Origin of the sequence: Mucisphaera sp., assembly GCF_965279675.1 — a bacterium.
GTDB lineage: Bacteria > Planctomycetota > Phycisphaerae > Phycisphaerales > Phycisphaeraceae > Mucisphaera.
Genome location: NZ_CBDIIJ010000002.1, coordinates 2048637 through 2074955, shown reverse-complemented (window position 1 = coordinate 2074955; position 26319 = coordinate 2048637). Strand labels below are relative to the sequence as shown.

22 protein-coding genes are annotated in these 26319 nt (G+C 63.2%); 14 read left to right on the top strand and 8 right to left on the bottom strand.

Features of this window, described 5'->3' with window-relative positions; translation table 11 throughout:
• Nucleotides 1-2: 2 nt before the first annotated feature.
• The 6 genes from ACQZAB_RS08935 (at nucleotide 3) to ACQZAB_RS08910 (ending at nucleotide 6858) form a co-directional block, all read left to right on the top strand.
• Complete coding sequence (locus ACQZAB_RS08935) at nucleotides 3-1841, top strand: CTP synthase (protein WP_428389048.1); 1839 nt, start codon at nucleotides 3-5, stop codon at nucleotides 1839-1841.
• A gap of 214 nt (nucleotides 1842-2055) precedes the next feature.
• Nucleotides 2056-2931: a PEP-CTERM sorting domain-containing protein gene (locus ACQZAB_RS08930; protein WP_428389046.1), complete on the top strand. Its 876-nt coding sequence runs from the start codon at nucleotides 2056-2058 to the stop codon at nucleotides 2929-2931.
• A gap of 246 nt (nucleotides 2932-3177) precedes the next feature.
• Complete coding sequence (locus tag ACQZAB_RS08925) at nucleotides 3178-4056, top strand: PEP-CTERM sorting domain-containing protein (protein WP_428389044.1); 879 nt, start codon at nucleotides 3178-3180, stop codon at nucleotides 4054-4056.
• A gap of 173 nt (nucleotides 4057-4229) precedes the next feature.
• Nucleotides 4230-5123 carry a mechanosensitive ion channel family protein gene (locus ACQZAB_RS08920; RefSeq protein WP_428389042.1) on the top strand — a complete coding sequence of 298 codons (894 nt, stop codon included), beginning with the start codon at nucleotides 4230-4232 and terminating at the stop codon, nucleotides 5121-5123.
• A gap of 77 nt (nucleotides 5124-5200) precedes the next feature.
• The gene (locus ACQZAB_RS08915; protein WP_428389040.1) at nucleotides 5201-5959 is read left to right on the top strand and encodes a DUF481 domain-containing protein; all 759 of its coding nucleotides are present in this window, start codon (nucleotides 5201-5203) and stop codon (nucleotides 5957-5959) included.
• Nucleotides 5960-6075: 116 nt separating this feature from the next.
• Nucleotides 6076-6858, top strand: a complete 783-nt coding sequence (locus ACQZAB_RS08910) for a type II secretion system protein (RefSeq protein WP_428389038.1) — start codon at nucleotides 6076-6078, stop codon at nucleotides 6856-6858.
• A 283-nt stretch (nucleotides 6859-7141) separates the two neighbouring features.
• On the opposite strand, the gene ACQZAB_RS08905 is transcribed toward ACQZAB_RS08910, so the two are convergent.
• Nucleotides 7142-8113: a sigma-70 family RNA polymerase sigma factor gene (locus ACQZAB_RS08905; protein ID WP_428389036.1), complete on the bottom strand. Its 972-nt coding sequence runs from the start codon at nucleotides 8111-8113 to the stop codon at nucleotides 7142-7144.
• Nucleotides 8114-8336: 223 nt separating this feature from the next.
• Here ACQZAB_RS08905 and ACQZAB_RS08900 point away from each other — a divergent pair, with 223 nt between their 5' ends.
• From ACQZAB_RS08900 to ACQZAB_RS08890, 3 genes are all read left to right on the top strand, one after another.
• Nucleotides 8337-8972, top strand: coding sequence for a superoxide dismutase (locus tag ACQZAB_RS08900; protein WP_428389035.1), 636 nt, complete (start codon nucleotides 8337-8339; stop codon nucleotides 8970-8972).
• Between the two features lie 186 nt (nucleotides 8973-9158).
• On the top strand, nucleotides 9159-10583 hold the full coding sequence (sthA, locus tag ACQZAB_RS08895) for a Si-specific NAD(P)(+) transhydrogenase (RefSeq protein ID WP_428389033.1): 1425 nt from the start codon (nucleotides 9159-9161) through the stop codon (nucleotides 10581-10583).
• Nucleotides 10584-10789: 206 nt separating this feature from the next.
• Complete coding sequence (locus tag ACQZAB_RS08890) at nucleotides 10790-12388, top strand: MFS transporter (protein WP_428389031.1); 1599 nt, start codon at nucleotides 10790-10792, stop codon at nucleotides 12386-12388.
• 37 nt (nucleotides 12389-12425) lie between these two features.
• On the opposite strand, the gene ACQZAB_RS08885 is transcribed toward ACQZAB_RS08890, so the two are convergent.
• Nucleotides 12426-13529: a P1 family peptidase gene (locus ACQZAB_RS08885; RefSeq protein ID WP_428389029.1), complete on the bottom strand. Its 1104-nt coding sequence runs from the start codon at nucleotides 13527-13529 to the stop codon at nucleotides 12426-12428.
• Between the two features lie 80 nt (nucleotides 13530-13609).
• Entirely contained in the window at nucleotides 13610-14803 is a 1194-nt protein-coding gene (gene nadA, locus ACQZAB_RS08880) for a quinolinate synthase NadA (protein WP_428389027.1), read from the bottom strand.
• Nucleotides 14804-14919: 116 nt separating this feature from the next.
• On the opposite strand from nadA, the gene ACQZAB_RS08875 reads away from it, so the two are divergent.
• Both ACQZAB_RS08875 and ACQZAB_RS08870 read left to right on the top strand, forming a co-directional pair.
• The gene (locus ACQZAB_RS08875) at nucleotides 14920-15954 is read left to right on the top strand and encodes a 4Fe-4S dicluster domain-containing protein (RefSeq protein WP_428389025.1); all 1035 of its coding nucleotides are present in this window, start codon (nucleotides 14920-14922) and stop codon (nucleotides 15952-15954) included.
• Nucleotides 15951-17048: an RnfABCDGE type electron transport complex subunit D gene (locus ACQZAB_RS08870; RefSeq protein ID WP_428389023.1), complete on the top strand. Its 1098-nt coding sequence runs from the start codon at nucleotides 15951-15953 to the stop codon at nucleotides 17046-17048. The genes ACQZAB_RS08875 and ACQZAB_RS08870 overlap by 4 nt, the downstream gene beginning before the upstream one ends.
• 20 nt (nucleotides 17049-17068) lie before the next feature.
• Here the strand turns inward: ACQZAB_RS08870 and ACQZAB_RS08865 are convergent, their stop codons facing one another.
• The gene (locus tag ACQZAB_RS08865) at nucleotides 17069-18922 is read right to left on the bottom strand and encodes a hypothetical protein (protein ID WP_428389020.1); all 1854 of its coding nucleotides are present in this window, start codon (nucleotides 18920-18922) and stop codon (nucleotides 17069-17071) included.
• Between the two features lie 66 nt (nucleotides 18923-18988).
• Here ACQZAB_RS08865 and lptB point away from each other — a divergent pair, with 66 nt between their 5' ends.
• The 3 genes from lptB to pdxH are packed head-to-tail and all read left to right on the top strand — an operon-like array spanning nucleotide 18989 to nucleotide 21283.
• On the top strand, nucleotides 18989-19771 hold the full coding sequence (lptB, locus tag ACQZAB_RS08860) for an LPS export ABC transporter ATP-binding protein (protein WP_428389017.1): 783 nt from the start codon (nucleotides 18989-18991) through the stop codon (nucleotides 19769-19771).
• Nucleotides 19768-20643 (top strand): pseudouridine synthase, encoded by an 876-nt coding sequence (locus ACQZAB_RS08855; protein WP_428389015.1) that lies wholly within the window; start codon nucleotides 19768-19770, stop codon nucleotides 20641-20643. Before lptB ends, ACQZAB_RS08855 begins: the two co-directional genes overlap by 4 nt.
• 4 nt (nucleotides 20644-20647) lie before the next feature.
• Nucleotides 20648-21283 carry a pyridoxamine 5'-phosphate oxidase gene (gene pdxH, locus ACQZAB_RS08850; RefSeq protein ID WP_428389013.1) on the top strand — a complete coding sequence of 212 codons (636 nt, stop codon included), beginning with the start codon at nucleotides 20648-20650 and terminating at the stop codon, nucleotides 21281-21283.
• Between the two features lie 16 nt (nucleotides 21284-21299).
• On the opposite strand, the gene ACQZAB_RS08845 is transcribed toward pdxH, so the two are convergent.
• The 4 genes from ACQZAB_RS08845 to ACQZAB_RS08830 are packed head-to-tail and all read right to left on the bottom strand — an operon-like array spanning nucleotide 21300 to nucleotide 26312.
• Nucleotides 21300-22445 carry a glycosyltransferase gene (locus ACQZAB_RS08845; protein WP_428389011.1) on the bottom strand — a complete coding sequence of 382 codons (1146 nt, stop codon included), beginning with the start codon at nucleotides 22443-22445 and terminating at the stop codon, nucleotides 21300-21302.
• A gap of 2 nt (nucleotides 22446-22447) precedes the next feature.
• Complete coding sequence (locus tag ACQZAB_RS08840) at nucleotides 22448-23254, bottom strand: lysophospholipid acyltransferase family protein (protein WP_428389009.1); 807 nt, start codon at nucleotides 23252-23254, stop codon at nucleotides 22448-22450.
• Nucleotides 23251-24852: a phytoene desaturase family protein gene (locus ACQZAB_RS08835; protein ID WP_428389007.1), complete on the bottom strand. Its 1602-nt coding sequence runs from the start codon at nucleotides 24850-24852 to the stop codon at nucleotides 23251-23253. The genes ACQZAB_RS08840 and ACQZAB_RS08835 overlap by 4 nt, the downstream gene beginning before the upstream one ends.
• Nucleotides 24849-26312 (bottom strand): aldehyde dehydrogenase family protein, encoded by a 1464-nt coding sequence (locus ACQZAB_RS08830; protein WP_428389005.1) that lies wholly within the window; start codon nucleotides 26310-26312, stop codon nucleotides 24849-24851. The genes ACQZAB_RS08835 and ACQZAB_RS08830 overlap by 4 nt, the downstream gene beginning before the upstream one ends.
• Nucleotides 26313-26319: the final 7 nt, after the last annotated feature.

Here is a 26319-nt window from a genome sequence, read left to right as displayed (position 1 = left end):
ACATGCCCCACTCACGGAACCACCCCGCGTCGTCTGTCACCCCGCCTTCCGATTCACTGCTTGAGGAAGCCGGTCGGCAGTCTCACGAATCGGAGTTCTTCAACCCGGTTCCGAGCGGGTACGTGAAGGGCCGGCACAAATATCTCGTGGTTTTGGGGACGGTGATGTCCGGTCTGGGCAAGGGGATCTTCTCCTCGTCGCTGAGCAAGCTGCTCAAGGACAAGGGTCTCAAGATCGCGCCGCTGAAGATGGAGGGGTATCTCAACATCGACTCCGGGACGCTGAATCCCTATCGCCATGGCGAGGTCTTCGTGCTGGATGACGGCATGGAAACCGACATGGACCTCGGCACCTACGAGCGGATGCTTGACCAGAACCTGATCGCCGACAACTACACGACCTCGGGGCAGATCTACCGGCGGGTGCTGGATAAGGAGCGCAACGGCGGCTATCTCGGCCGGGACGTGCAGATGATCCCGCACGTCACCGGCGAGGTGAAGATGATGGTCCGCGAGCTGGCGATGAAGCAGGATGCCGATCTCGTCTGCATCGAGGTGGGTGGGACGGTGGGCGACCACGAGAACGCCTTCTACATCGAGGCCATGCGTCAGCTGGCGTTCGAAGAAGGGCCCGGTGCCGTGTCCTTCGTGGCCTTGACCTACGTCATCGAGCCGCCGGCGTTGGGCGAGCAGAAGTCCAAGGCCGCCCAACTGGGTCTGAAGAAGCTCATGGAGGCCGGGATCCAGCCGCACATTGTGGCGGTCCGCTGCCAGAGCCCGGTGCAGGATTCGGCCCGCGAGAAGATCGCGATGTTCTCGAACGTCCCGCTGAACCGGGTCTTCTCGATGCACGATCGGGATTCGATCTACACGATCCCCGAGTCGCTGCGCAAAGCCGGGCTCGATCGCGAGATCCTGTCGATTCTCGACCTGCACGGCCGTGTCGATCAGGTCCATGAGGACGACCAGCGGGAAAAGTGGCGCAAGTTCGTGGCGGACATCAAGCGCAAGCGCACGCACCGGGTCACGATCGGGCTGACCGGCAAGTACGCCTCGCTCAGGGATGCGTACGCCTCGATCGACAAGGCTCTGGAACACAGCGCGGCGCGGCTGCGAGCCGAAATTGATATCCGCTGGATCGATACGACCAAGTACGGGGCCGAGGAGATCCCTGAGCAGCTCGCGGGTCTGGATGCGGTCATCGTGCCGGGCGGGTTCGGGGTGCGTGGGACGGAATCGAAGATCGCCTGCGTCCGCCATTGCCGGGAGACGGGGTTGCCCTATCTGGGTATCTGTCTGGGCTTCCAGATGGCGGTGGTGGACTACGCCAGGCACGTCTGCGGGATCGTGGGGGCCTCCTCGACCGAGTTCGATCCGGGGGCTGAGACCCCCGTGATCGACATCCTGCCCGAGCAGAAGCAGATCGAGGGCCTTGGCGGCAACATGCGGCTCGGCGGCAAGGACGTGCTCATCGAGCCGGGGACGCTGGCGGCCCATCTCTTTGGCCACCCGGACCGACCTGCCACCAGCCCGTTCACGGTTCGCCAGCGGTTCCGGCACCGTTATGAAGTCGACCCCCGGCAGATCGAGACGCTGGAGAAGCACGGGCTGGTCTTCTCCGGAAAGCACCCGAGCCAGCCGATCATGCAGATCTTGGAGTTGCCGACGAGCCAGCATCCCTTCTTCATCGGGGCCCAGTTCCATCCGGAGTTGACGAGCCGGCCGCTGGACCCGCAGCCGATGTTCATGGGTCTGCTGGCGACCGCTATCCAGCACGCCGAGCCGGACGCCGAGCCCAGCACGACGCGGGCACGCTGGCTGGGCTCGCTTCAGACGGCCTGACAGATTGCCCAGCTTCCCTGGGGTTGCCAACGTCTCAGACTGAGTCTGATTTTGCGACCATGAATTCAGATCATTCTGATTCTTTCACTTGCCTGCTCACAAAAGGCGTCTATGCTTTGAGCTAGCAGTGCCAGAGGTTTATGGCACTGACTGATTATTAATGTCCTATTGGCTGTGTACCACCTGTTCCTCTGTTCCTGTTAGGGAGAAGATTATGAAGACTCAGTTCGCTCTTGCTGCCGCTCTCGGCCTGATCGCCTCTGGTTCGGCGAGTGCCGCCCTCATCACCGACAACTTCGAGGTTGATAGCTCGGCCAACTACACCGTGGTCAGCTCCGATGGCGACAACACCTCGACCTTTGCTTTTGACTACGTTGCCGCGGGTATCCCTCTGGCGCCACGCTCGAACCCTGGCGATACCTCCGGTCTTAAGTTCACCGCGAATGACAACGACGGCTCCAGCTCAGCCATCACGGCCTTCCACAACACCGCGGTGGCTGGCGCCCCCGGTTATAAAGTGACGGTCGATGTCTGGATGAACTTTGTTGGTACTTCGGGCACCACCGAGTACGCAAACATCGGTGTCTCCGGTGATGGTGCGACCGCCAACAGCATCTTCCTGCCGATTGCTGGCTCCGGCATGTTCCACTCGTTTACGGGTGACGGCGGCTCTGGCTCTGACCACCGCTGGTTCCTTGATTCGGCCAATGGCGGTCCTCTGACGGTCCCTGGCTCTGATCCCAGCTATCTCGCTGGCAGTGCCAACGGTACCGCTGCTCTTTATCAGGGTATCTTCCCCGAGCCGGAAAACACCGTGGCTGGCAGCCCGGGCAACAACTGGGTGACCGTCGAGTTGACTGTCAACCAGGGCAGTGTGCAGGTTGCCTACAACGGCACGACCGTTATCGATGGTGTTTACACTGGTTCGCTGGACGGCCTGATGAGCCTCGGTTACGCCGATGTCTTCAGCTCCGTCTCACTGCCTGAGAACTTCGGCGTCTACGACAACCTGGTTGTCGAAGTGGTCCCCGAGCCCGCCTCGGCCGCCCTGCTCGGCCTCGCTGGCCTGGCCCTGACCCGTCGTCGCTAATCGAGCGATCCCGTTACAACGAACAAGCCCGAACCTCCCTGCGAGGTTCGGGCTTTTTTTTAGCGAAGACTTGCATCATCCGAGCCCGGTGGCATCCTTAAGATGTTACAATTTAAGGACTTAATGGTTGGCTAGTTTGTCAACCTACCCCATCTTAAGGGGGTCGTTGCCGAGAGCAGGCGTGTGGCCTGTCTGGCTTATTTTTGAAAGCCTGTGTTTCTCTATCCACCCAAGGGAGAAGAATTGATGAAGACTCAGATTGCTCTTGCCGCTGCTTTTGGTCTGACCGCCGCTGGTTCGGCTCAGGCCGCCCTTTTCACCGACACCGAAGGCACCTCGGGCCTCTACACCGAGCTGCTGTTCGGCGAAACCTACGTCGAGTACGGCTTTGACTACTCCGTCGCCGGCCGTCTTTCGGCGGACATCGGCACCGCCCCCAACGGCGGCTCACAGGTCGGCATCCTGCTGGCTGCCAACGATGTCGTCGGCGGCAGCACCGGCGGCGCTTACCTGTTCCCGAACATCACCCCCGGTGCCAACTACGCCATCCAGTTCGATTTCTGGTCCGGCGTCAACAACGTGAGCGGCACCTCCGAGCACGTGCTGATGGGTGTGAACGCCAATGCGACCGATCGCGGCCCCTGGCAGGCTTCGGCGACCTACGCCGACCACTTCGGTGTCACCACCGCTTCGGACATCAGCAACGACTACGCCCCCTACGCCACCGTCGCTGGCTCTAACGAGTACCTCGTCGGCCAGGCTCTCGACGAGAACAGCGCCCTGGTTCAGTCGGCCGTCGGCGTTGATGGCAGGATGGCTGAAGAGTGGGTCACGATCCGCGTCGAGTCCTTCGGCGACGACACGACCCTTTCGATCAATGGCGTCGATCTGATCACCATCGCCGGCTCTGACTTCACCTCGGGTGACGTCTTCATGGGCTACGCCGACTACTTCGGCTCCGTCGCCGGTGGCGAGACCGCCAACATCTACGACGGCGTCTCGGCCTTCGATCCGTTCAATGCTTCGTTCGGCATCATCGACAACGTCGTTGTCGAAGTGGTCCCCGAGCCCGCCTCGGCCGCCCTTCTGGGTCTCGCCGGCCTGGCTCTGACCCGTCGTCGCTAAGCGATCCGGTTCAAAACTCTGATTCATCGCAGCCGCTGGACTTACAAAAGTCCAGCGGCTGTTTTTTAGATGCCTCGAGCAACCCGGTAATCCCAGTCTGCCCAGCTTGACCTTTGGTTCCTCCTCGGTGATATTTCTGCGAAATATCACCACTTACGTGGAAGGGAACAGACATGAACATGGTGTGGATACTGGCCCAAGCGGCCGAAGCTGTTGACGCGGGCGTTACCCCGGAAGAAGCCACCCCTCAGACCGATTACACCGACCCGACGGTCTGGCAGGACATGGCTTTCCAGTACGGGCCCGCCATCATCACGGCCATCGTGATCCTGGTCATCACGCTCTTTGTCGCGAGCGCGGTCTCGAGCATCACCAAGGCCGCGATGCGTAAGGTCAAGGTCGATGAAACCCTGACCCGCTTCCTCGGCAAGATGGCCTGGTGGCTGATCGTCCTCATCGGCGGTCTGACCTCACTCCAGACAGCGGGCGTCGAAGTGACGGCCTTTGCCGCCGTGATCGCCGCGATGGGCTTCGCCATCGGCCTGGCGTTCCAGGGCACGCTTGGCAACCTGGCCTCGGGCGTGATGCTGCTGGTCTTCCGGCCCTTTAAGGTCGGGGATGTCATCAGTGTCGGCGGGACCACCGGTAAGTGCTTCGAGATCGACCTGTTCTGCACGACCCTCGATACGCCCGACAACCGCCGGATCATCGTGCCCAACGGCTCGGTCTTCGGCAGCACCATCGAGAACATCACCCACCATCCGACGCGTCGCTGTGACGTCTCCGTCGGCACCGAGTACAGCGCCGACCTCGACAAGACCCGAGAAATCCTGCAGAAGGCCATCGACAGCGTCGACGGCATCCTCGAAGACCCGGCTCCTCAGGTCTACCTGCTGGAGTTGGGCGGGTCGTCGATCAACTGGGCCCTGCGTGTCTGGGTGAATGCCTCGGACTTCTGGGCCGTTCGCGAGAAGCTGACCCGGGCCGCCAAGGTTGAGCTCGATCAGGCCGGCATCGGCATTCCGTTCCCGCAGATGGACGTGCACCTGTTCAAGCAGGGCGACTAAGACCGACTTACGCTTACCCACCCGCCTCATGTGTGAGCCGGGCCTTATTGATCCCTTTATTGAGAAAGACCTGTGTTATGCGTTCAAGGATGATGTTGGCGGCCGCTCTCGTTGGCCTTCCCCTCTGCTCGGCCCCGGTGATGGCTCAGGACGAAGAATCCCAAGGCCTCTTCGGCACGGAGTTCCTCGAAGGCTGGGACCGGCGGTTCACGCTTGGCATCGACGGCCAGGAAGGCAACACGACCGAGCTGAACTTCTTTGCCCAACTCGAGCTCAACTACGCCGACGAGACCGACCGCTGGGACATCGACTTCAAGTACGACTACGGCACGGAAGACAGTGAGAACGTCGACAACGAGTTTACTGCCCGGGTGCTCAAGGACTGGCTCATCCCCGACCAGAAGTACTTCTACTGGGCCTCTGCAGAATACGAGTACGATCAGTTCGAGTCTTACGAACAGCGCATCAGTGGCTACGGCGGTGCCGGCTACGAGATCTTCAAAGACGAGAAACACGAAGTCAACGGACGTGCCGGTGCCGGTCTCATCCAGGAAATCTCACCCGACGACCTGCGTCCTGAAGGCGTGATCGGCGTCGAATGGAAGTGGGATATCAATGAGAACCAGGACCTGGTGGCTTCAAACTACATCTTGCCAAGCCTCGAAGACCTGGGTGAGTTCCGCAACCTGACGGCGGTGGACTGGGTGATCGCCATGGACGCCGCTGAGGGCCTGAGCCTGCGGATCGGCGTCGAGAACGAGTACGACACCAACGTCGAAGCCGGCTCGAAGCGGAACGATTTCGAGTACCGCATCGCCCTGGTGCTGGATTTCTAAGCCAGAAGCGGGGATTACCCCCGGATCAACCCAGATTATCTTGACCCCCGCCGGGCTGCCCTTACCTTTACTCAGGGGCTGCCCGGCGGTTTTTTAGTTCTGGTCGAGGTGGTTTGATGACAGACAGAGCCGGCTCTTATCGATCCAGGCGGGGCTTCACGCTGATCGAGCTGCTCGTGGTGATCTCGATCATCGCGGCACTCATGGGGCTGCTCCTGCCAGCTCTTGGACAGGCCCGACAGACCGCGAAGACCCTCGCCTGCGCCACCAACCTCCGGCAGATCGGTATGGGCTGGCAGGCCTACTGGATGGATTGGGACGATCGCTTCCCTGAGTTCGGTGGTGTCTGGAAGCAGACGCAGTGGACCTACGGCGGGCTTCATGGGACCGACACCATCTGGCGCAATGATGACCGCTTGGATGTCCAGCCGAGACGACCCCTGAACGACTATGTGGGAGCCGGTCACGAGCCCGGCCCAGCCATGGACATCTACCGATGCCCGCTAGGACGAGATATCCGCAACGCCACGGGCGGCACCGGTCCCACGCAGGGACACCACATCGTCGACTTCTTTGGTAACAGCTACATCATGAATGGAAACCTGCTCTATCAGAGCTTCCGAGATCGTGACCTGAACCCGGGCGGCCCCGGAGTCCTTGGAGCCCCCGATATCGAACTACCCCACAGCCAGATCGTGCTGACGGGAGACACACAGTGGTATTACAGCCTTCTGGACGCGCCGTGGGATGCCAACTTTCATAACGAAAACGATCGGGTGAATCTGCTCTATCTCGACGGCAGCGCTAGCTTCACTGAGATCGAGCGCGGCATAAGCCAGACAGCGAAGTACAGCTTTCCGCTGACCCGCCTCGAAGAAAACCCCACCGAAGAGCAGTGAGTTCAAAGCAGGGCGTTTGAGAACTGAATCCGGCGCAGCATCGCGGCCCGGAACCTGGGGCTCCGGGCCGTCGACGTTTGGGTCCCACCCGACCCTGTTCCTCCACCACCACCCCCTTGGCTCGCCCCTCCTCATCCCCGCCTTCTCGCCCACCGCCCCATGGCTGCCTTGATGGTTACGGCGAAGCGTGGGCCAGCCTGCGCGCTGATGAGAAACTCTGCTCAAAAAAAAGCCGCCCGGCTGGGCGGCTAGTGAGGATTTTGGGGTGTATCCAGGCGCAAACTTAGTTCAAAAACTCGGTTTCCAGGTGATGCCTGATCTTCTCCAATGCTCGATTCTGGATCTGCCGGACGCGTTCTTTGGTCACGCCGATGGTCCTGCCGACCTGCTCCAGCGTGAAGCCCCGGCCGTTCGGCTTGCGGGTCTCCTCGCGGAGCCCGAAGCGGTGATCGAGTACCGCGATCTCAACCTCGGATAGCTCCGCCCGATTGCTCCGGACGATGTCGCTGACCTCATCCACGCAGGCTTCTTCGTGGTCGGCCCGCTGACGCTCGCTGAAGTCGGACTTCTCGAACTTGGGGTCGTACTCCGCTGGGAATAACCTCCGGTGCCGAGTCTGCTTCTGACCGGCACGGCTGAACGCCTTGAGGATCGCCCGGCAGGCATAGGTCGAGAACTTGAAGCCGCGCGAGGCATCGAATTTGTCGATCGCACGCATCAGCGCCATGTTGCCCTCCGAGACCATGTCGCCGAACTCGAGGTCAGTCGCCCGCGTCCGCTTGGCCATAGCGAGGACCAGACCGAGGTTCGTATTGGCGATTTGATCGCGGTAAGACTCGGCCTTGCGATGCCAGTCCAGAAACTTTCTTGCCATGCCGGCATTGAGCTTCCGCTGCCGACGCAGACGGTCGTGCAGCCGCGAGGCCCGGCAACGGGCGTAATTGAACTGCAGAAACAGCGCCTGCTCCTGCTTGGCGGTCAACAGGATCGTGCCGGTTGTCACCGCCCGGGCGTGCACGCCGAGCACATCTTCGATCAGCGGGTTGTACCACTGGACGTCGGGCTCCGGAATGTCCTCGGCTTCACGAAAAATCAGCTTCTCGGCCCGCGCAGCCGGCTCGGAGAAGAGCTCGTGGTCCATGTAGTCGTAGACCTCGAGCTCGAGCTGATCCTGCAACTCGGCTAGGTCGGCCGCAGTCAGGCCATCGACCGAAGCCTGCCTGCGCGTCTGGGTTTCGGGTGCATTCTTGACCATCCGGCGACTCCATCTGGCGGCTATCTATCTCCTACGACCGACATAACCTTCCTGGATTTAGAATAATTCCAAGATGGTCAAATCAACCCCGCGATTCCTACGTATGGCCTGAACCGGCTCACCAGTCTTGAAAGTGATGCGCCTATACTGCAGGACGCCAAAGGGGCCAACGGCCCCATATGTCACTTAGAAACCTGTTAATGCTTGACTTACGGAGACCCACATGGCCTTTACCCTCCCCGATCTACCCTACGCCAAGGACGCCCTGGAACCTGCCATCGATACCAAAACGATGGAAATCCACCACGGCAAGCACCACGCGACCTATGTGAGCAAGCTCAACGACGCGCTGGAAGGCACCGACTGGGCCGACAAGCCCATCACCGAGATCCTCGAGCACCTCGACAAGCTCCCCGCCGACAAGCAGGGACCGGTTCGTAACAACGGCGGCGGCCACTACAACCACAGCCTGTTCTGGACCCTCCTCGCCAAGCCCGGCACCGGCGGCAGCCCTTCTGCTGAACTCGCCGCGGCCATCGATCGTGATCTGGGCGGGATGGACAAGTTCAAGGAAGCCTTCGCCAACGCCGGAGCCACCCGCTTCGGCTCCGGCTGGGCATGGCTGTGCGTCGGTGAAGGCGGCAAGCTGCACGTCTCCTCCACCGCCAACCAGGACACCCCGATCATGCCGGAAGCCTTCGGCGGGCACGGCGGTGGCCACACCCCCATCCTCGGGCTCGACGTCTGGGAGCACGCCTACTACCTCAACTATCAGAATCGCCGACCCGACTACATCAAGGCCTTCTTCGATGTCGTGAACTGGGCCAAGGTGTCGGAGTTGTACGCCTCGGCCAAGTAACACCCCCCTGCCCCCAACGCCATCCCTCAGGCCCACACCACACGGTGTGGGTCTTTTTTTGTCTGGTTATCGGACGCGAGGACAAGGGCATCACCAACGGCGCTTCGATCCCAGCGACTTGGTCGATACCCTGTGTAGGCGGTCTCTGGCCGCGGCGATCCCATGGGGGTATCAGGAGCACTCAGCATGCGGCACTACGACGCGGTGGTCATCGGCACGGGTCCTGCGGGACAGAAGGCAGCGATCCAGGCAGCCAAACTCGGCAAACGCGTCGCCATCATCGAGAAGGGCTCCGTGCTTGGCGGCGCTCAGGTCAACACCGGTACCGTGCCATCCAAAGCTCTGCGTGAAGCCGCCCTCCACCTGACAGGCACCGGCAAGCGTGGGCTGTTCGGTGATTCCTACCGCGTGAAAAAGCAGATCACCATCCGCGACCTCGTCTCCGTCTCCCAGCAGGTCATCCGTGGCGAGTGGGAAGTTATCCGCGACCAGATCGACCGCAACGGCATCGACCTCATCTGGGGCAAGGCGCACTTCGAGGGGCCCAACCTCCTCCAGATCATGGGGCCCGAGCACTCAGAGATGCTCACCGCCGACGTCTTCATCGTCTGCGTCGGCACCCGGCCGGCCAAGCCCGACCACGTGCCCTTCAACGAGACCAACATCCTCACCTCCGACACCATCCTCAACCTCGACAAGCTGCCCAAGAGCCTGATCGTCGTGGGAGGCGGGGTCATCGGCACCGAGTACGCCTGCATCATGGCCACGCTTGGCGTCAAGGTCACCCTCGTCGAAGGCCGTCACAAGCTCCTCGGGTTTGTCGACAGCGAGATCGGCGAATCGCTCCAGTTCTACATGCGCCGCCAGGGCGTCACCCTGCGCATGGGCGAGAAAGTCGAGAAGATTTACGAGATCTCCGACGAGGAACGCTCGACACAGAACGGCTCCGGCGGCCCGCAGGTCGTCGCGCAACTCGAAAGCGGCAAGACCCTCCGCGCCGAGTGCCTGCTCTACTCCGTCGGCCGCCAGGGTGTCTGCGCCGACCTCGGCTTGGACAACGTCGGCGTCGAGTTCGACGACCGCGAACGACTCACCGTCAACGAGCGCTACCAGACCAACGTCCCTCACGTCTACGCCGCCGGCGATGTCATCGGCTTCCCGTCGCTGGCCTCAACCTCGATGGAGCAGGGCCGCCGCGCGATGTGCCACGCGCTCGGCGAAGAAATCGAGAACTGGAACACCGAGCTGTTCCCATATGGCATCTACGGCGTCCCCGAGATCTCGATGGTCGGCAAGACCGAAGAGCAGCTCACCGACGCCGGCATCCCCTACGAGGCAGGTATCGCCAGCTACAAGGAAATCGCCCGAGGCCAACTCCTCGGCGATGAGTTCGGCATGCTCAAGATCCTCATCCACCAGGACACCCACAAACTCTTGGGCGTCCACACCATCGGCACCGGCGCGACCGAACTGATCCACATCGGCCAGGCCGTCATGGCCCTCGACGGCACCGCCGAGTTCTTCATCAACAACGTCTTCAACTTCCCCACCCTCGCCGAGGCGTACAAGGTCGCGGCGTACAACGGGCTGAACAAACTGGCGCACGTTTAAGCCGCTGCTGTGTTCTGCATTTGACTGAGCCGGTATGTGTTGTCCGGGATGCTCGGATGATTGGGTGCTGTCCTTGCATCACCCCATATCGAGACGCGATCATGGTGCATCAGTCAATACCGCCAATCAGTGTTGCCTGATCCTTCCACGCCTCTAAGGTATGAGTTGACCAAAGGCCTTACTCACTGACATCCGGAGTGGCGTTGTTGCTCGGCTTTCTGAAAACAGAACCCGAATACGATCGAAAACGAACCAGGCGAGACCTGCGTTTGCTCGCAGTCGACCACGTTTTCAGCCAGTCGATGGTCGCATTGGTCAGCGGCGCTTTCATGGTCGCGCTGGTCCTCGCTCTTGGCGGTGACAACCGCATCATCGGACTCATCGCCGCCATCGGGCCGATGACCCAGGCGATTCAGATCCCCGCCATCTTCCTGGTACAGTCGCTGCGGAGACGGCGTGCGATCACGGTCGTCACAGCATGGCTCGCACGCGCTCTGTTCCTGCTGGTCGCCGCGATCCCCTGGATCCTGCCAGAGCAGGCACAGATCCCGGCGCTGCTGCTCACAATCCTGGTCCACTGCACCCTCGCCAACATCAGCGGTTGCGCCTACGGGAGTTGGATGCGTGATGTCATCCCCGAACGCATCATGGGCCGTCACATGGGCGGACGCCTGGCGGCAGCGATTGGTGCCGGAGCCGTCATCAGCCTCCTAGCAGGTCTCGGGGCGGGCCTATCCTGGACACAGGAAGTGATGGGGGAAGTTCTGCCCTATTCCATTATCTTCGGCGTAGCAGGCGTGCTCGGCATGATCGGCACGATGCAGCTGACCGCGGTCCAGGAACCCGCCATGCCACGGGTCGAATCGCTCAAACCCCTGGCCCTGATCCAACGGCCGATTCAGGATCGCCGTTTCCGAGCCGTGCTGATTTTCATGGGCTGCTGGGCCTTCGCGCAGAACCTGGCCCTGCCCTTCTTTGCGGTCTACATGTTCGAGCGCTTGGGCCTGTCCATTTCCGTGGTGGTAGGCCTGTCCGTGCTGACCCAGCTGATCAATGTCGCCCTGTTCCCGATCTGGGGGAGGCTCGCGGATCGCTTCAGCAACAAGGCGGTCATCGCCGCCTCGGGAATCCTGATGGTCTTCTCGTTCCTACTCTGGCCGCTGATGACCCTCGGCACGATGCCGGTAGTGGCGGACGCCAGCAACGCGCTGGAATCCGCCACACTAACAGCTGACAGCACGGCAAATGGCCTCTACTGGGCGACCTGGCCGTTACTGATTACCGCGCACGTTGTGTTGGGCGTTAGCACCGCTGGCGTCGCTCTGGCCGCCGGCAATCTGGCCCTCAAAGCCGCACCACGTGGTGAGGCCACGGCGTTTCTCGCGACCAATGCCCTGATTACGGGCGTAGGCGCCGCGATCGCTCCCATCCTCGCCGGTTTCCTTGGCGACTACTTCGACCAGCGCATCCTGCAGATCAGCCTGAGCTGGCTCGACCCGACGCTTACTGAGCCGTTGAGTGCGCCTGCGTTCGACCTCCGCGGGCTCGACTTCCTCTTCGTGATTGCCTTCTTCTTCGGGTTGTATGCTCTGCATCGTCTCGCAGCGATCCAGGAACGTGGAGAGGTTGACGAGATGGCCGTGCTCTACGAGCTGAGGCTGGCGCTACGACGAAGCGTCTTCTCGGTGGGCGGTGCCACCCGGCTGATGTCGGTGCCAACCGGAACCGCCATACGCACCGCAAGAAGAATCACACGACGATTACGCCGCGAAGAAAGATCTCAATTACAGACGAGCCGGATCTAGGCGCACCCCATAACACGACGAAAGATCAGCAGACCCCTTACCGCTGCTTGATGGCCCTTAGCACGCGCTCCACCGGCACCGCCTCGCGCGTGTTCCCATCGCGGCCCGTCACCGTCGTCGCCATAAACAGCGCGTTCAGCACGGCCTCCTCGGTCGCTTCAGCCACCGCCTGGAACAGCGGGCTCATGCGCCGGTTCGTGACCAGAGCCACAGGCTCCTCCAACAAGCCCTGCTCACGCACGATGTAGCCGGTCGAGAACGCGACCGCATAATCCCCCGAGCCGTTGGACAGATACGAACCGGTCCGCCCCAGGCCGATGAACGATCGCCGGGCCAGCCGCTCAAGATTCCTCGCAGACAGCGGAGCGTTCGTCGCGATCACAATCACGCAAGAGCCGTCGGCCGATGTCTCGGCTTCCTCAAGCAGCAGCTCGCCCATCGAGATACCCGCGATCGTGAGCTCTCCGCCGTAGTTGGCCTGCACCAGAACGCCGATGGTGTACCCGCCGTGCTCGGTCGAGAGGACGCGTGACGCCGTGCCGATCCCGCCCTTGTAGCCAAACAGCGTGATCCCGGTCCCGGCCCCGACCGAACCCTCTTCAACCGGACCCGTATCGGCTGAGGCAATGGCCCTAAGGACATCATCAACCGTAACGTGCATCCCGCGGATGTCGTTGAGATAGCCGTCATTGGTTTCACCGACCACGGCATTCACCGACAGCACCCGCTCGTTGCCCGGCTGGGCCAGCGTGTGCCGGATCAGACCCTCGATGCCCGCCGCCACCGACAGCGTGTTGGTCAGGACGATCGGCGTTTCGAGAGTGCCAAGTTCCCGCACCTGCGTAAACCCCGCGAACTTGCCGAAACCATTACCCACCACGATCGCCGCAGGGACCTTGTCCCGAAAGACATTCCCGCCATGAGGCAGAATCGCTGTCACACCGGTGCGCACATCGGTGCCTTCGATCAGCGTCCGATGCCCGACACGCACACCTTCCACATCCGTGATGGCGTTCAGCGGCCCGGGATTGAGCACCCCGATCCGAAGACCCAGATCACGCGCCCGACGACCTTCTGCGTGTGCACCGGCCTCACCCAGGCTTCGATGCTCTTTGGATCTCTGAGGTTGCTCGGCGGCCATTCGACATCCTCCGAGCCAGATGGTGAAGCCAACAAAGACAGCCAGCGTCAGGGTGAGACCGACCGGTTCACTCCGCGGCATCACGAGCCCAGATGCTCAGCCGCAGCCGCCTTGAGAGGCGGAGCCCCCGTAATCTCAAGCATCCGGTCCAACGCACGAAGCGACCAGTGCCGCGTGCTCTCATCCACCTTCACACGATTCGGGATCCGGCCCGCAGCCAACTCGTCCAGGCTGTAGAGCAGGTGCGGCATATCGATCCGATACATCGTCGTGCAGAGGCACTGACAGTCCGAGAGGATCCGTGCGGTCACACCACGCCTGGCCGCCGCCTCGCTCAGCCGCTTTACCAAGTGCACCTCGGTACCGATCGCCCAACGCGTGCCGGGTTCGGCCTGCTCGATCAGCTGGATGATCTTCTCGGTCGAGCCCGAGAGGTCGGCCTTCTTCACCACGTCGTGCTCGCACTCGGGATGCACGACCACCGTCACATCCGGCCACTGCTCGCGGATCTGATCCACGTGCTCCGGCCGAAACAGCTTGTGCACCGAGCAGTGCCCACGCCAGAGCATGAACGTCACCCGATCGAGCGTATCTTCATCGTTCCCGCCAAGCCCCTCAGGATGCCGCGGGTCCCACAGGCAGGTGTCCTTCTCGATGTCGTAGCCAAGGTCAACGGCCGTATTCCGCCCCAGATGCTGGTCGGGCAGGAAGATGATCTTGATCCGCTCGCCCTCAGCGACCGGCGTATCCCCGCCACGCAACGCCCACTCGAGAATGGCCCGCGCGTTCGAGGAGGTACAGACCGCCCCGCCATGCTCCCCGCAGAAGGCTTTGATCGCCGCGGTCGAGTTCATATACGTGATCGGGATCACCCGAACGTCATCGGGCAGCACCTCATGCATCTGCTCCCAGGCGTCCGTCACGTCCTCAAGGTCGGCCATGTCCGCCATCGAACAGCCCGCAGACAGGTCCGGCAGGATCACCGACACGTCGTCGGGCGTCAGGATGTCTGCCGACTCGGCCATGAAGTGCACGCCCGCGAAGATCACCGCTTTGGCACCCACTTCAGTCACCCGCTCCGCCGCCAGCTGCGAGAGCTTAAAAGAGTCGCCCGTGAAATCGGCGAACTGAATCACCTCGTCCTGCTGGTAATGATGCCCGAGGATCACCACAGACGACCCAAGTTCGGCCTTGCGGGCGCGGATCGCCGACGCAAGCTCCTCGTCGGACGCCTGGGTGTATTTCGGGGCCAGAGGCGGCTGCCAAAGCTGCATCGAACATCGCTCCGTGCTCAGGAATCGGACCAGTCAGAATCCATACTCTAGGCAAGCCCCGCAATACGGTCGAGCCCCAAAGCCGGCAACAGGCGCTGTGAAGCTAGGATACGGGCATGGATCGACGATGCGGCGGCATGGAGTTTCGCAGGGGCTGCACCCTGCTGGTCCCAGACCCACCCTCGGTGGGGTCGGAGGACGCGCAACGCCCGCCAGACCCCGGAGATATCGCCGCCTGGCGCACGGCCATCAACCAGACCACCGGCTGGGACCTACACAAGCTTCCTGACCTCGACCAGCAGCTCCGGGCTGCCAAAGAGCCTGTCGCGATGGTCGTCATGGTCGGACTCGACCGCTACCCGCCCTTTGCCATCCGGACGGCTCTCCTGCGTACTTACCCACGCGAGATCGCCGACGGCCTTGATCTCATCGCGCGCATCACCAACGCCGGGCAGAAACTGATGCTGCTGCCCAAGGCCACCAAAGGCCTGAGGGCCAATCGTCGCATCGCCCGCGAACGCAACACGGGTATTCTCCATCAGGACCTCGTCTACCCGGCCGGCGACCCGACACTCGTCGCCTGGCACGCCGCCACCGCCGGACGCAGAAGACTCAAGCCGGGCCAGAACCCCGTCGAGATCGGGCTGATCCTGGTCGATCCCTGGATCTGCGCACGCCTGGGACGCTGGATCAAGCATCAGCGGCTCGACCGCGCACGCCCCGTCTGGCTGGCACAAAGAGCCGAAGATACCGACGGCCAGATCCAGTGGCTCATGCCCGGCCAGATCCCGCAGGCCCTGAGCGGACCCGAACACCAGCTCGTGATGGGTGACCCTCTCTCAGGCGTCAGCATGAGCCCAGCCCAAGGCCTGGCACCCGGTGCTGAAGCCGTCTTCCGAGCCCCACCGGAGAAAACCCGTCCGACGCCCGAGCCCTGCATCAGCTGCGGCTGGTGCGCCGACGTCTGCCCAACGCACCTACGACCCCTCGAACTGGTCAAACGCGTCGAGAACGGCCAGCTCAAAGACCCCGGCCTCGACTGGTGTCTCGATTGTGGCCTCTGCACCCAGGTCTGCCCCTCGGGTATCGACCTCGCGACCCCGCTCCGATCACGCCATGGCGCCGATGCCTGCGAGGAGCCCGGGCCGTGAGCCAGAGCCTATCCATCTGCGGGCGTCCCTGGCTCAGGCCCCGGTTCGACACCGCCGGCTACGACCGCCAGGCCATGATCGGCATGGGCGGGCTCGTCCTGATGGCAACGCTGGCCGTCGGCCCGTGGGCCCTGATCCTCTCGCTCACATGCACCGCAGCAACCGTCGCCGCTGGCTATGTCGCCGCAGCCCTGGCATGCAACCGATGCTGGCTCAGCGTCCAGCCCCGACTGATCTACCTCATCACGCTCGGACTCGCCACATCGCTCATCCTCCGCCCTGAGGATGCCCTGCTCCGAGCCCTCGCCACCGGCCTCATCACCGGCACCGTCTCCCTCTGGCTCGGCCGCTCCTCTCCCATCCGCATCCACCCCGCCATCCTTGCCGCACTCCTGACCTGGCCGCTCCTGGCCGCACCCGACGCCCCAACCAGCCAGGCAAACAAGCAACCTGGCAACTGGCAGACCACCAGCATCCCCGCATGGCCACAACCCTTGCACGAAACCAGCTCGAACGCAGCAAGCCCACAAACAAGCCGACTCGCCACCGCGGTGACCGACCACTGGCAAACCGTGACACAGGACCCGAAGCAGTGGCCGCAGCTCATCTCGCACCAGCAGCTGCCACCACTCACCCAAGTCATCTGGAATCACGAGCCGGCCTGGCTGGGGCTGGTCAGCCTTCCCTGCCTGCTGCTCTGCGGCGCCTTCCTGCTGCGTGGCCGCATCCTCTCCTGGCGGGTGCCCACCTACGGCCTCCTCGCCGCTGGCATCACCGCCGCGATCTGGCCCAGCGAGGGTGAGCCCTGGACCGTCCTGGAAGCCTTCATGCCCGTCGGTTCCCTCGCCTTCTCCACCTGGATCAGCTACGTCCTGCTCAGCACCCCTCTCCTGCTGATCCTCCTCGTGCACGCCGAGCATGGCATGCCCATCAGCCTCACCGGCAGAGTGATCGCAGCAGCCATCACAGGCTCAGGCGCCATCATCGGCCTGACATGGACCCAAAGCCCGGAAGGCGCCCTCTTCGGCATCCTCATCGCAGGCGCGCTCAGCCGCCTACTCGACAAGGTCCGCACCAGCCCCTTTGTTCAGTAGCAAGCAGCCAGCCTCTCAGGCTAAGTATCCGCCTTGCGAACCGCATGGTCGAACCCGCTGATCGTCAGGGCCATCCGCCCATACACAAACGCTCCAAAGGCCAGCGCCGCCAGCAGCGAACCCATCCCCAGCGAGACCCGACCCGTGACCGGATACGCCGCGAAATCGGCCGCGAGTTCCCAGGGCATCGTCACAAACACGAGGTGCGTGAACGGATTCAGGCTGTTGATCACCAGCCCGAACTGCGAAATCGACTGACCCGCAGAGATACCGATCACCGCCGACAAACCCAGCAGCCCCAGGCAGATCAGAAGCGTCGGAACCAGCGCCAGCAGCACACTCTTCGCCGTGATCGACCGCCCCAGACCGATCGTGATCGCCGCAGCGAGCATCGGGACGTAAGTCAACGCCAACCAGAGCGGGGCCTCAGGCAGCACCAAGGGAACCTCTCGCGTGAACGAGCCCCCAGCCCCGACCGTGCTGGTGAACGTGTAGGTCGCCGACGCCCAGCCGCTCCACCCGCCAATCAGGCTGTACAACGCTGGCACCGCCAGCGTCGCAATAGCACCTCCGGCCATCGGCAGCAGCCCACTCAGCAGTCCTCTCACCTTGCCCCACAGATAAGCCTTAGCGCCGATCGGCGTTGTAAGCAGCAGGTCCAGCGTCCCATCCTCCCGCTCACGAGCCACCGTCGAAGAAGCGTAAAACAAGCCAATGAGCAGCCCCAGACTCATCTGCAACCCAACCAGAAGCAGCACCAGCGTGTGCACTAGATCGTACGAGGTCAGCCGCACCCGCGAGGAAACACCCAGCGATGGCTGCAGCTGGTCATACGCATGCAGCACCAGCACCAGAGACACAATCAACACCGAGCCCAACGGCAGCAGCAACCGCACGCCCCAGGCAAGCCAGCCACGACCCAGCCGCTGACAGGCCCGCCAAGCCACCGGATTCGACCAGACCTCGGACGACCGCCTCGCCGCCGGCTCGCGTGACCGCGAAACCCGCTCGGTCAAACCGCTTCGCATCGTCAGGGTCGATAGCAACAGCAACAGGGATCCCAGTCCCAGGGTCGCCAGCGAAAACACGGGCAACGGATGCGCCCGATACCACGCCAGCAGCCAGGGATACCCATCCAGCTCCGGCATCGTCGGCGGCCGGTACGACGCAGGATTCACCGAAGCATCTAGAACCAGCATCGGGTGCAGCGGCGTCAGCCAGGTCGATCGCCCGGGATCAAGCGCCCGTAGCAGCAGAAAATCGATGCCGTAGACCAGCAACAGATACCCGCCCACACCAATCACGAAAAACAGCACAGCACTCCGACCGCCAACCCGCCAGCTCGACAAAGCAACCGCCACCGCCCCAAGAAAAAACAGCAGCAACGCGGCCACCGCATAAGCCACGAACATCGACTCGCCCCGCACCCCGCCCAACAGACGAACCAGCGCCATCAAAGGCAGGCTGCTGATCAGCAACGCAAACAGAAAGAAGAGCCGCCCCAGCAGCGAACCTAGCACGATCTGCAGGCTGCTCATCGGCGTCGTCAGAAGCACCTCCATCGTCCGCCCGGACCGCTCACTCACCAAAGCCGCCCCCAGAAACACAGGCGTCAACAGACACAGCAGCACCAGCTGCCCGTAAGCAATCGTTGCAAACAGCTGCGAACCGGCCGCCGCCAGCTGCCCGGCATCACCGGTCGTGAAAAACGCCCCGCCGGCAAACAAGGCCACCAGCAGCAGGACGATCAATGCCCCCAGAAACCCCAGCCGGAGCCAGAAATGCGGCATCCGCCGGGAGGATGTAAAGACAATCCGCTGCAGCATCGGGTTGCCGGGAATCAGCTGCCAGAACCAGGATGCCACCAGTCGCATCAAACCTCCGATGCTCGTCAGACGACCCGCAAGCCAGCCACCCGCCGCACCGGCTATCCTAACGACATGTCCCTGCTGAACGTACAAGGCCTGCACAAGACTTTTGGCTCTCGCCCCGTGGTCTCCGACGTCTCCTTCCGCGTCGGCGAAGGCGAGATCGTCGGCCTCCTCGGCCGCAACGGCGCCGGCAAGACCACCAGCTTCCGCATGACCATGGGCATGATCCGCCCCGACAAAGGCAGCGTCCTCTTCCACGAGAAGGACGTCTCCAAAACTCCCATGTACCGCAGGGCCCAGCTCGGCATGGGCTACCTCGCCCAGGAACCCAGCATCTTTCAGCGGCTCACCGTCGAACAGAACCTCAAGGCCATCCTCGAAACCCGCCCGCTCAGCCGCCCCGAACGACGCGATCGCTGCGAAGAACTCATGGCCCAGTTCGGCCTCACCAAGCTCCGCAAGCAGCCCGCCAGGACCCTCTCGGGCGGCGAGCGCCGCAAGCTCGAAATCGCCCGCGCCCTCATCTCCGAACCCACCCTCATCCTCCTCGACGAGCCTTTTAGCGGGGTCGACCCCAAGGCCGTCGAAGACCTCCAGATCGAAGTCCGCCGGCTACGCTCGCAGCGAGACATCTCCATCCTCATCACCGATCACAACGTCCAGCGAACCCTCGAGATCGTCGACCGCGCCTACGTCCTCGCCGACGGCAAACTCCTCGCCGAAGGCACCCCACGCGAACTCATCAACAACGAGGCCGTCCGCGACAGCTACCTCGGCTCGATGTTCAAGGGCGACGAATTCGACGAAGAGCCCGGCCTCAACCCGCCCGAACTGAGCACCCCCACCCCATGAACCCCTCGGCTCCCTCCAATCCCACGGGCGATCCGCTCCGCGACGCCAGCCGTGGCATCCGCCTGCAGAAGGCCCTCGCCAACGCCGGCATCGCCTCCCGACGCGACTGCGAAGAACTCATCGAAGCCGGCCGCGTCATGGTCAACGGCCAGGTTGTTGACACCCTCCCGGCCTGGGTCGACCCCACGCAGGACCGCATCCAGGTCGATGGCGAAACCATCGCTCGTCCCCGCCGCCGACCCAGGAAAGCAGGCGTCGGCTTCGGCCACACCTACGTCCTCCTGCACAAACCTCGCAACGTCATCTCCACCAACGAAGACCCCGAAGGCCGAACCCGCGTCGTCGATCTCATCGACCCCGGCCTGGCCAAACGCCTCTACCCCGTCGGCCGACTCGACGCCGACTCAACCGGCCTCATCCTCCTCACCGACGACGGCGAACTCACCCACCGGCTCACCCACCCGAGCTATGGCGTCCAGAAACGCTACATCGTCTCGGTACGTGGACGCCTCGAAGACGCCGACCTCAACAAGCTCCGCAAAGGCCTCTACCTCGCCGACCAGAAACATAAAACCAGTGCCGGCACCGCCAGGCCCAAACGCGCCTCCGTCGATGAGGTCACCATCATCCGCCACGAAGTCGACCGCGCCCGAGGCGATCGAACCCTCCTAGGCATCACCCTCAGCGAAGGCCAGAACCGCGAGATCCGTCGACTCATGGTCCGCGTCGGCCTCAAGGTCCGCCGACTCAAACGCGTCGGCCTCGGCCCACTCCGGCTCAAAGGCCTCAGCGTCGGCAACTGGCGCCTGCTGACCAGCACCGAAATCCACAAACTCCACCGCGCCGTCGGCCTCAAACCGAATCAGGAGTAACGCCATGAGCATCGACGCGATGCGCAAAGACTACGGCGACACCCCCCTGCTCGAGTCCGACGCCAACCCCGATCCCATCGCCCAATTCAAGACCTGGTTCGACCAGGCCTGCGACGGCTCGATCTACGAACCCAACGCCATGACCCTCGCCACCGTCGACGCCAATGGCCACCCCGCCGCACGCGTGGTCCTGCTCAAAGGCCTCGACGACCGCGGCTTCGCCTTCTACACCAACCGAACCGGCGACAAAGCCCGCCAACTCGCCCAGCACAACCACGCCGCCCTCACCTTCTACTGGGATCGCCAGCACCGACAGGTCCGCATCACCGGCACCGTCGCCGAGATGCCCCGCACCGAAACCGAAACCTACTTCCACAGCCGCCCGCGTGGCAGCCAACTCGGAGCCTGGGCCTCAGCCCAGAGCAGTGTTGTCTCAGGCCGCGACGAACTCGAGGCCAGCTACGCCGAAGCCGAGGCCCGCTACGCCAACACCGAAGTCCCCCTCCCCGACCACTGGGGCGGCTACATCCTGAGCCCACAAACCGTCGAGTTCTGGCAGGGCCGCACCGGTCGACTCCACGACCGACTCCGCTACCGCCGAGATAACAACGGCTGGCTCATCGAACGCCTGGCCCCCTGACCCCTATCAACCCAAATCAGTTCGCCCCGGCGTACGCCCGACCGCGCCAGGTCACAGGCCGACCACGTAGCGAGCGCACCATCGCGTACCACTGGATCGCGACCAGCACCACCATGCCCAACGGCCGCAACAGGCCAGCCAGCACACCCTGCCTGAACTTCCAGGCAAGCAGCAGCGACGTGAACAACGCGGCCCCCATCGAAGCCCCGATCATCTGACCCGATAGCAGCGACACCTCGATCCACCCCAGACCCCAGGCCAGACCAATCAGCCAGGGCAGCACCTGACCCCCGAGCAGAAACACCGTCCACGGCACGATCGCCCCAGGCGACCCCATGCCCTCGTGAGCGTTCTTGGCAAACCCGTGCCAGACCTGCCCCGCCGTCTCATACATCTTGCACCGAGCCAGCGCCGTCCCGTCCACCAGATCGGTCTTGATCCCCGCCTTCCGAAATGCCCGCGACAACGCCAGCGACTCGTGCATCACCCCACGCACCACCGCATGCCCCCCAGCTTTTACGTAATCCCCCCGGCGCGCCACCATCAACTGCCCGCAAGCAGCGCCATACGCTGGCGACGTCGACTGTTTCATCCGCAGCATCGGCAGATAACCCAGCAGCACGTACAAAATCTGATGGATCACCAGCTTCTCCATCAGGCCATCCGTGACCTGCCTCGGCACCGTCGACACCAGCCCCGCATCCGATCGCTCAAGCCCCGCCACAAGCGCCCGCAGCCCGCCCTTCTCGATCCGCACGTCCGCATCCATCCACAGCAGCACATCATGTTTTGCCGCCTCCGCCAACCGTTGACAGGCATGCGGCTTGCCAAACCACCCCGCCGGCAGCGCCGGGGCCTCAACCAAACGAACCCTCGGGTCTTCCTCCGCCAGTTCGAGCACACGCTCAGCGGTCGCGTCCGAGGAATGGTCGTCCATCACCACCACCTCAAAATCGAGACCCGAACCGGCCTCGCTCTCCAGCACAGATCGCACCGCCGGAACGATCGCACGTTCCTCATCCCGCGCGGGAATCAGCACCGAAACCGCCGGCAATGACGCCTCCCCAGTCTCCGGCTGACGGTACAACAGTAGATTCGTCAGCGTCATCCCCGCAGGAATCGCCGTAAGAACCAGAATCACGATGGCAAGGATGTCCCACACAGTCAGTCACTCCGATCGAGGTGTCGTGGATCATAGGCCCTCGGCCCAGACCGGTAGGCACGCATCAGCTTCATCAGGGAAGACACCAACTTCGGGCTCCCTTCCAGAATCTTGGTCGGACCATCTCCACCCTCATCAACCTGGCCCGTCTGAACGACCTCGGCCAGCCGGTCCATGGTCGCCGTCAAACCCGCCGTCAGCGCTTCACCGATCGCCCCGGCCGACAACCCATCCGTCTCGATCACCTCACCGAAACTCAGAATCGCCTCCGGCTTGGGCTCACCCCCAAACCGGTACTCGATCGCAGCCGGCAGCACCTGACACCCTGCTACCCGGCTCGCCAGCAGACTCGCGCCCGGCTTCAACACCACCGGCCGCACCCGCGGGTCCACAAACCGACCCTCAGGCGTGATCCAGACCAAGCCCCCCGGCACCCCCAAAGCCTGCTGCCCGTAGTTCAGCAACGCCACCCCGCCCCGGCGCGTATTCGGCTCAACCGGAAAGAAACCCACCTTCGCAAACACCCCATGGGCCTCGTAGCCCACCGGATCGATCGGCACGAACGCCGGACGGTCAGGCATGTACCGCTGCAGCGACACCAGCCCCACCATCGGGTCCCACCACGACGGATGATTCGACGCAATAATCAGCGGCCGGTCAGCGTCAACATCAGTTGGCCGATCCAACACCGACACGCAGCGAAACGTCCGCGCTACCAAATGAACCGAGGTCGCCGCAAACTTGCCGACCATCCAGGCCGACCGCTGCTCCACCGACCACCCCGGTTTGGCCTCGCCGCTCGCGGTCACACACCCGCTCCCGCCAACTCAGGCCGCACATCGCCCTTCGGGGCCGCCGCATCCTGATCCAGCGCGTCCGCCGCGATCCAACCCGACATCAACACCATCGGCATCCCCGGACCCGGGTGCGCCGCCCCGCCCGCCAGATACAACCCCTTGATGTCAGGCGACCGATTCGAAGGCTTGAACGCCCCGAGATACTTGCCGTGCGAAGCCAGCCCATAGATCGCGCCATTCAGCACGTGGTACCGATCGTGGATGTCCTGAGGCGACAACGCGTGCTCCACCACAATCCGCTCACGGATGTCAGGCATCGCCCCTGTCGTCTCCAGCTTCTTCAGGATCGTCTCCCGATAGCTCGTCCACAGCTCGCCATCCCTGCGCCAGTCGTGGCTCTTTCGCACATAGGGAGCATGCACCAGCACATAAAGCGCCTCGCCACCCTCCGGTGCCACCGCCGGCTCGGTCCGCGCCGGAGCCGCCAGATAACACGTCGGATCGGGAGCCGGCTGACCCTGGTGATAGATCGCATCGAACTCCTCCTCCGCATTCCGTGAGAACACGAAGTTGTGATGAGCCAGATGCTCGTAAGCCCGATCAAGCCCGAGGTAAAGCACCACGCCCGAGCACGCCGGCTCGTAATTCCGACGGTTCAGGAACTTCCGGGCAACATCCCCGCCAATCAGCTCCCGGTGGGTCCGCACGCTGTCCATGTTCGAGACCACCGCCGCCGCCTTCACCGTCTCGCCGTTGCTCAACTCCACACCGGCCGCACGACCACCTTCCACAAGAATCTGCTTGACCTCGACACCCGTCATCGCCTCAACACCCAGCCGCTCAGCCAACGCAGCCAGTGCCTTGGGCACCGCACCGGTCCCACCCATCGGATACCAGATCCCGCCATCCGCCTGCATCGCCGCAATCCCGCACAACACAGCCGGCGAGCCAAAAGGCGACGACCCAACGTACTGCGTGTAGTGATCCAGCATCTGCGAGACTCGCTCATCGCTGATGTGCTGACGAATCATCCCCGCCACCGAACGACCCATCCGGATGTCGAACACCTCGCCAAGCGTCCGGAAGTCGAACATGTTCCGCGCATCGAACATGTCCATCAGCCCACCAATCGGCTTCCAGAAGAAGAACTTGTCGCTGATGCTCCGAAGCCGCCGGCTGTAATCGATGAACCCCTCATAGCCATTGATGATCCGCTCGGCCTGCTCGCCCGGCACCAGCTCCCGGATCTGCTCCGCCGTCTTCTCATTCGAACCAAAGAGGTCCAGCACCCCGCCCCCGGCCGATTCATCAAAGAAACACCGCCACTGCGGCTCCAGCTTCACGATATCCATCAGGTCCGACAGCTTCTGCCCGGCCTCACCCGCGATCCGCTCCAGCACCTCGGGAAGCGTCAGGATCGTCGGCCCCATGTCGAACCGAAACCCCTGGTCGTTCAGCACCGCCGCCTTGCCACCCAGATGCTCGTTGCGCTCAACAAGCGTCACTCGGTAACCGCGTGCAGCCAGCGTGCAGGCCGAGGCCAGCCCCCCAAGACCCGCACCGATCACAACCACACGGTCATCCGAAGAACGATTGGCAGATTGAATCATCGCGAAGCATCTCCATCATCTGATGACCCGCCCCCGCCACGACCCGAGCGGATCAGCCGAAGCAGTCCCGCCAGTCGATGGCGCCAGGTTGGGCCATGGCTAAAGTCAAACAAGGCCGGCAACGCGGCCGCAGGATTCCCCGCCCCGGGATCCAGATAAATCGGCACCTTCCGTCCACCCCGACGCGTGACCACCTTCACCCGCGTCATCTCCAGCAAACCCTCCCCACCACGCGTGACCCCAAACCCGCTGTCACGCCGTCCCGAAAACGGCAACCGCGGATCAGCGGTCGGCACGATCACATCGTTCACCGTCACCACCCCTACATCCAGCCGCGCGGCCACCGCCTGCGCCCGCTCCATCGGCCCGAACACCGAGGCCCCCAGCCCGTAGGACGACCTGTTCACCGCCGCCACCGCCTCCATGACCGACCCCACCTCCGTCACCACCGCCACCGGTGCCATCAGGTCCTCGTCGAACAGACCATGATCCTGAGGCACCCCCGTCACCACGAGCGGGCGCGTCACATCAAACCGCTTCGCGTCCCCGATCACCTCACCGCCCAGCTCCCGCGCCTTCTCGATCAAACGCTTCAGCGGAGCCGACCCACCCGGATGCAGCGGCGTCGATGGCAACTCCCCCAGCAGCTTCGGCAGCCGCTCCACGAGCCGGGCACTGTCACCCACCACCATGATCCGACGCGGCGCTATACACGTCGCCGAAGCGTTGTAACCCAGCCCAAAACCAATAGCACGCGTTACCAATTCAAGATTCGCGCCCGGCAGCACGACCATCGCATCCACCCCCGACAACTCCATCACACTCGGCACCCCGTATTCCGCGAGATCCCGCTGCACCGCCAGGCCCGTCGCCCGGCTGCCGGTCAGCACCAGCTTGTCGATCTGCCCATACAACGCCCGGGCCGACGCCGGATCGGTATCCAGCAGCCTCAGCGCCGACATCGGCACCCCGCAGTCATGCAGCGTCGCCACCAGCTTCTGCGCCGCTGGCAACGCCAACGGCGAAGGCTTCAGCGCCACCGAGTTCCCCGCCGCCAACGCCTGCAACACCTGAACCCCAGGCAGCATCAGCGGATAATTCGACGGCGCCAGAATCATCACCCAACCCAACGGCTCGCGATGCACCTCCGCCGCCGTTCCCGCCAGCCAGACCGGACGACCATCACGCCCCAGCCGTTTCGGCTTCAGCCAACGACCCGCTTCCTTCTCCAGGAAACGACACGCGTCCGCCAGCGGGATCACCTCCGCCGCCAGCGTCTGCACCGGATCGATCCGCCACTCAGGCGTCGCCGTCTCCACCCAGTCCGCCTGATGCCTAACCAAGTGATACCGGAACCGACGAATCACCCCCAGCCGCCGACGAAGCGGCAACGACGACCAGTCTACACAGGGCTCACCCAGCGGCTGAGTCGGCGAAGCAGGCAAACTCGTGGCGTCCACAGGAGAT

Excerpts from the sequence above, each read along its gene's own strand:
- ACQZAB_RS08915 (WP_428389040.1), top strand. The coding sequence starts at position 5,201 with ATGCGTTCAAGGATGATGTTGGCGGCCGCTCTCGTTGGCCTTCCCCTC.
- ACQZAB_RS08925 (WP_428389044.1), top strand. The coding sequence starts at position 3,178 with ATGAAGACTCAGATTGCTCTTGCCGCTGCTTTTGGTCTGACCGCCGCT.
- ACQZAB_RS08835 (WP_428389007.1), bottom strand. The coding sequence starts at position 24,852 with ATGATTCAATCTGCCAATCGTTCTTCGGATGACCGTGTGGTTGTGATC.
- ACQZAB_RS08875 (WP_428389025.1), top strand. The coding sequence starts at position 14,920 with ATGGATCGACGATGCGGCGGCATGGAGTTTCGCAGGGGCTGCACCCTG.
- ACQZAB_RS08920 (WP_428389042.1), top strand. The coding sequence starts at position 4,230 with ATGAACATGGTGTGGATACTGGCCCAAGCGGCCGAAGCTGTTGACGCG.
- pdxH (WP_428389013.1), top strand. The coding sequence starts at position 20,648 with ATGAGCATCGACGCGATGCGCAAAGACTACGGCGACACCCCCCTGCTC.
- ACQZAB_RS08865 (WP_428389020.1), bottom strand. The coding sequence starts at position 18,922 with ATGCGACTGGTGGCATCCTGGTTCTGGCAGCTGATTCCCGGCAACCCG.
- ACQZAB_RS08885 (WP_428389029.1), bottom strand. The coding sequence starts at position 13,529 with ATGGCCGCCGAGCAACCTCAGAGATCCAAAGAGCATCGAAGCCTGGGT.
- ACQZAB_RS08910 (WP_428389038.1), top strand. The coding sequence starts at position 6,076 with ATGACAGACAGAGCCGGCTCTTATCGATCCAGGCGGGGCTTCACGCTG.
- ACQZAB_RS08900 (WP_428389035.1), top strand. The coding sequence starts at position 8,337 with ATGGCCTTTACCCTCCCCGATCTACCCTACGCCAAGGACGCCCTGGAA.
- sthA (WP_428389033.1), top strand. The coding sequence starts at position 9,159 with ATGCGGCACTACGACGCGGTGGTCATCGGCACGGGTCCTGCGGGACAG.
- lptB (WP_428389017.1), top strand. The coding sequence starts at position 18,989 with ATGTCCCTGCTGAACGTACAAGGCCTGCACAAGACTTTTGGCTCTCGC.
- ACQZAB_RS08930 (WP_428389046.1), top strand. The coding sequence starts at position 2,056 with ATGAAGACTCAGTTCGCTCTTGCTGCCGCTCTCGGCCTGATCGCCTCT.
- ACQZAB_RS08905 (WP_428389036.1), bottom strand. The coding sequence starts at position 8,113 with ATGGTCAAGAATGCACCCGAAACCCAGACGCGCAGGCAGGCTTCGGTC.
- nadA (WP_428389027.1), bottom strand. The coding sequence starts at position 14,803 with ATGCAGCTTTGGCAGCCGCCTCTGGCCCCGAAATACACCCAGGCGTCC.
- ACQZAB_RS08935 (WP_428389048.1), top strand. The coding sequence starts at position 3 with ATGCCCCACTCACGGAACCACCCCGCGTCGTCTGTCACCCCGCCTTCC.
- ACQZAB_RS08855 (WP_428389015.1), top strand. The coding sequence starts at position 19,768 with ATGAACCCCTCGGCTCCCTCCAATCCCACGGGCGATCCGCTCCGCGAC.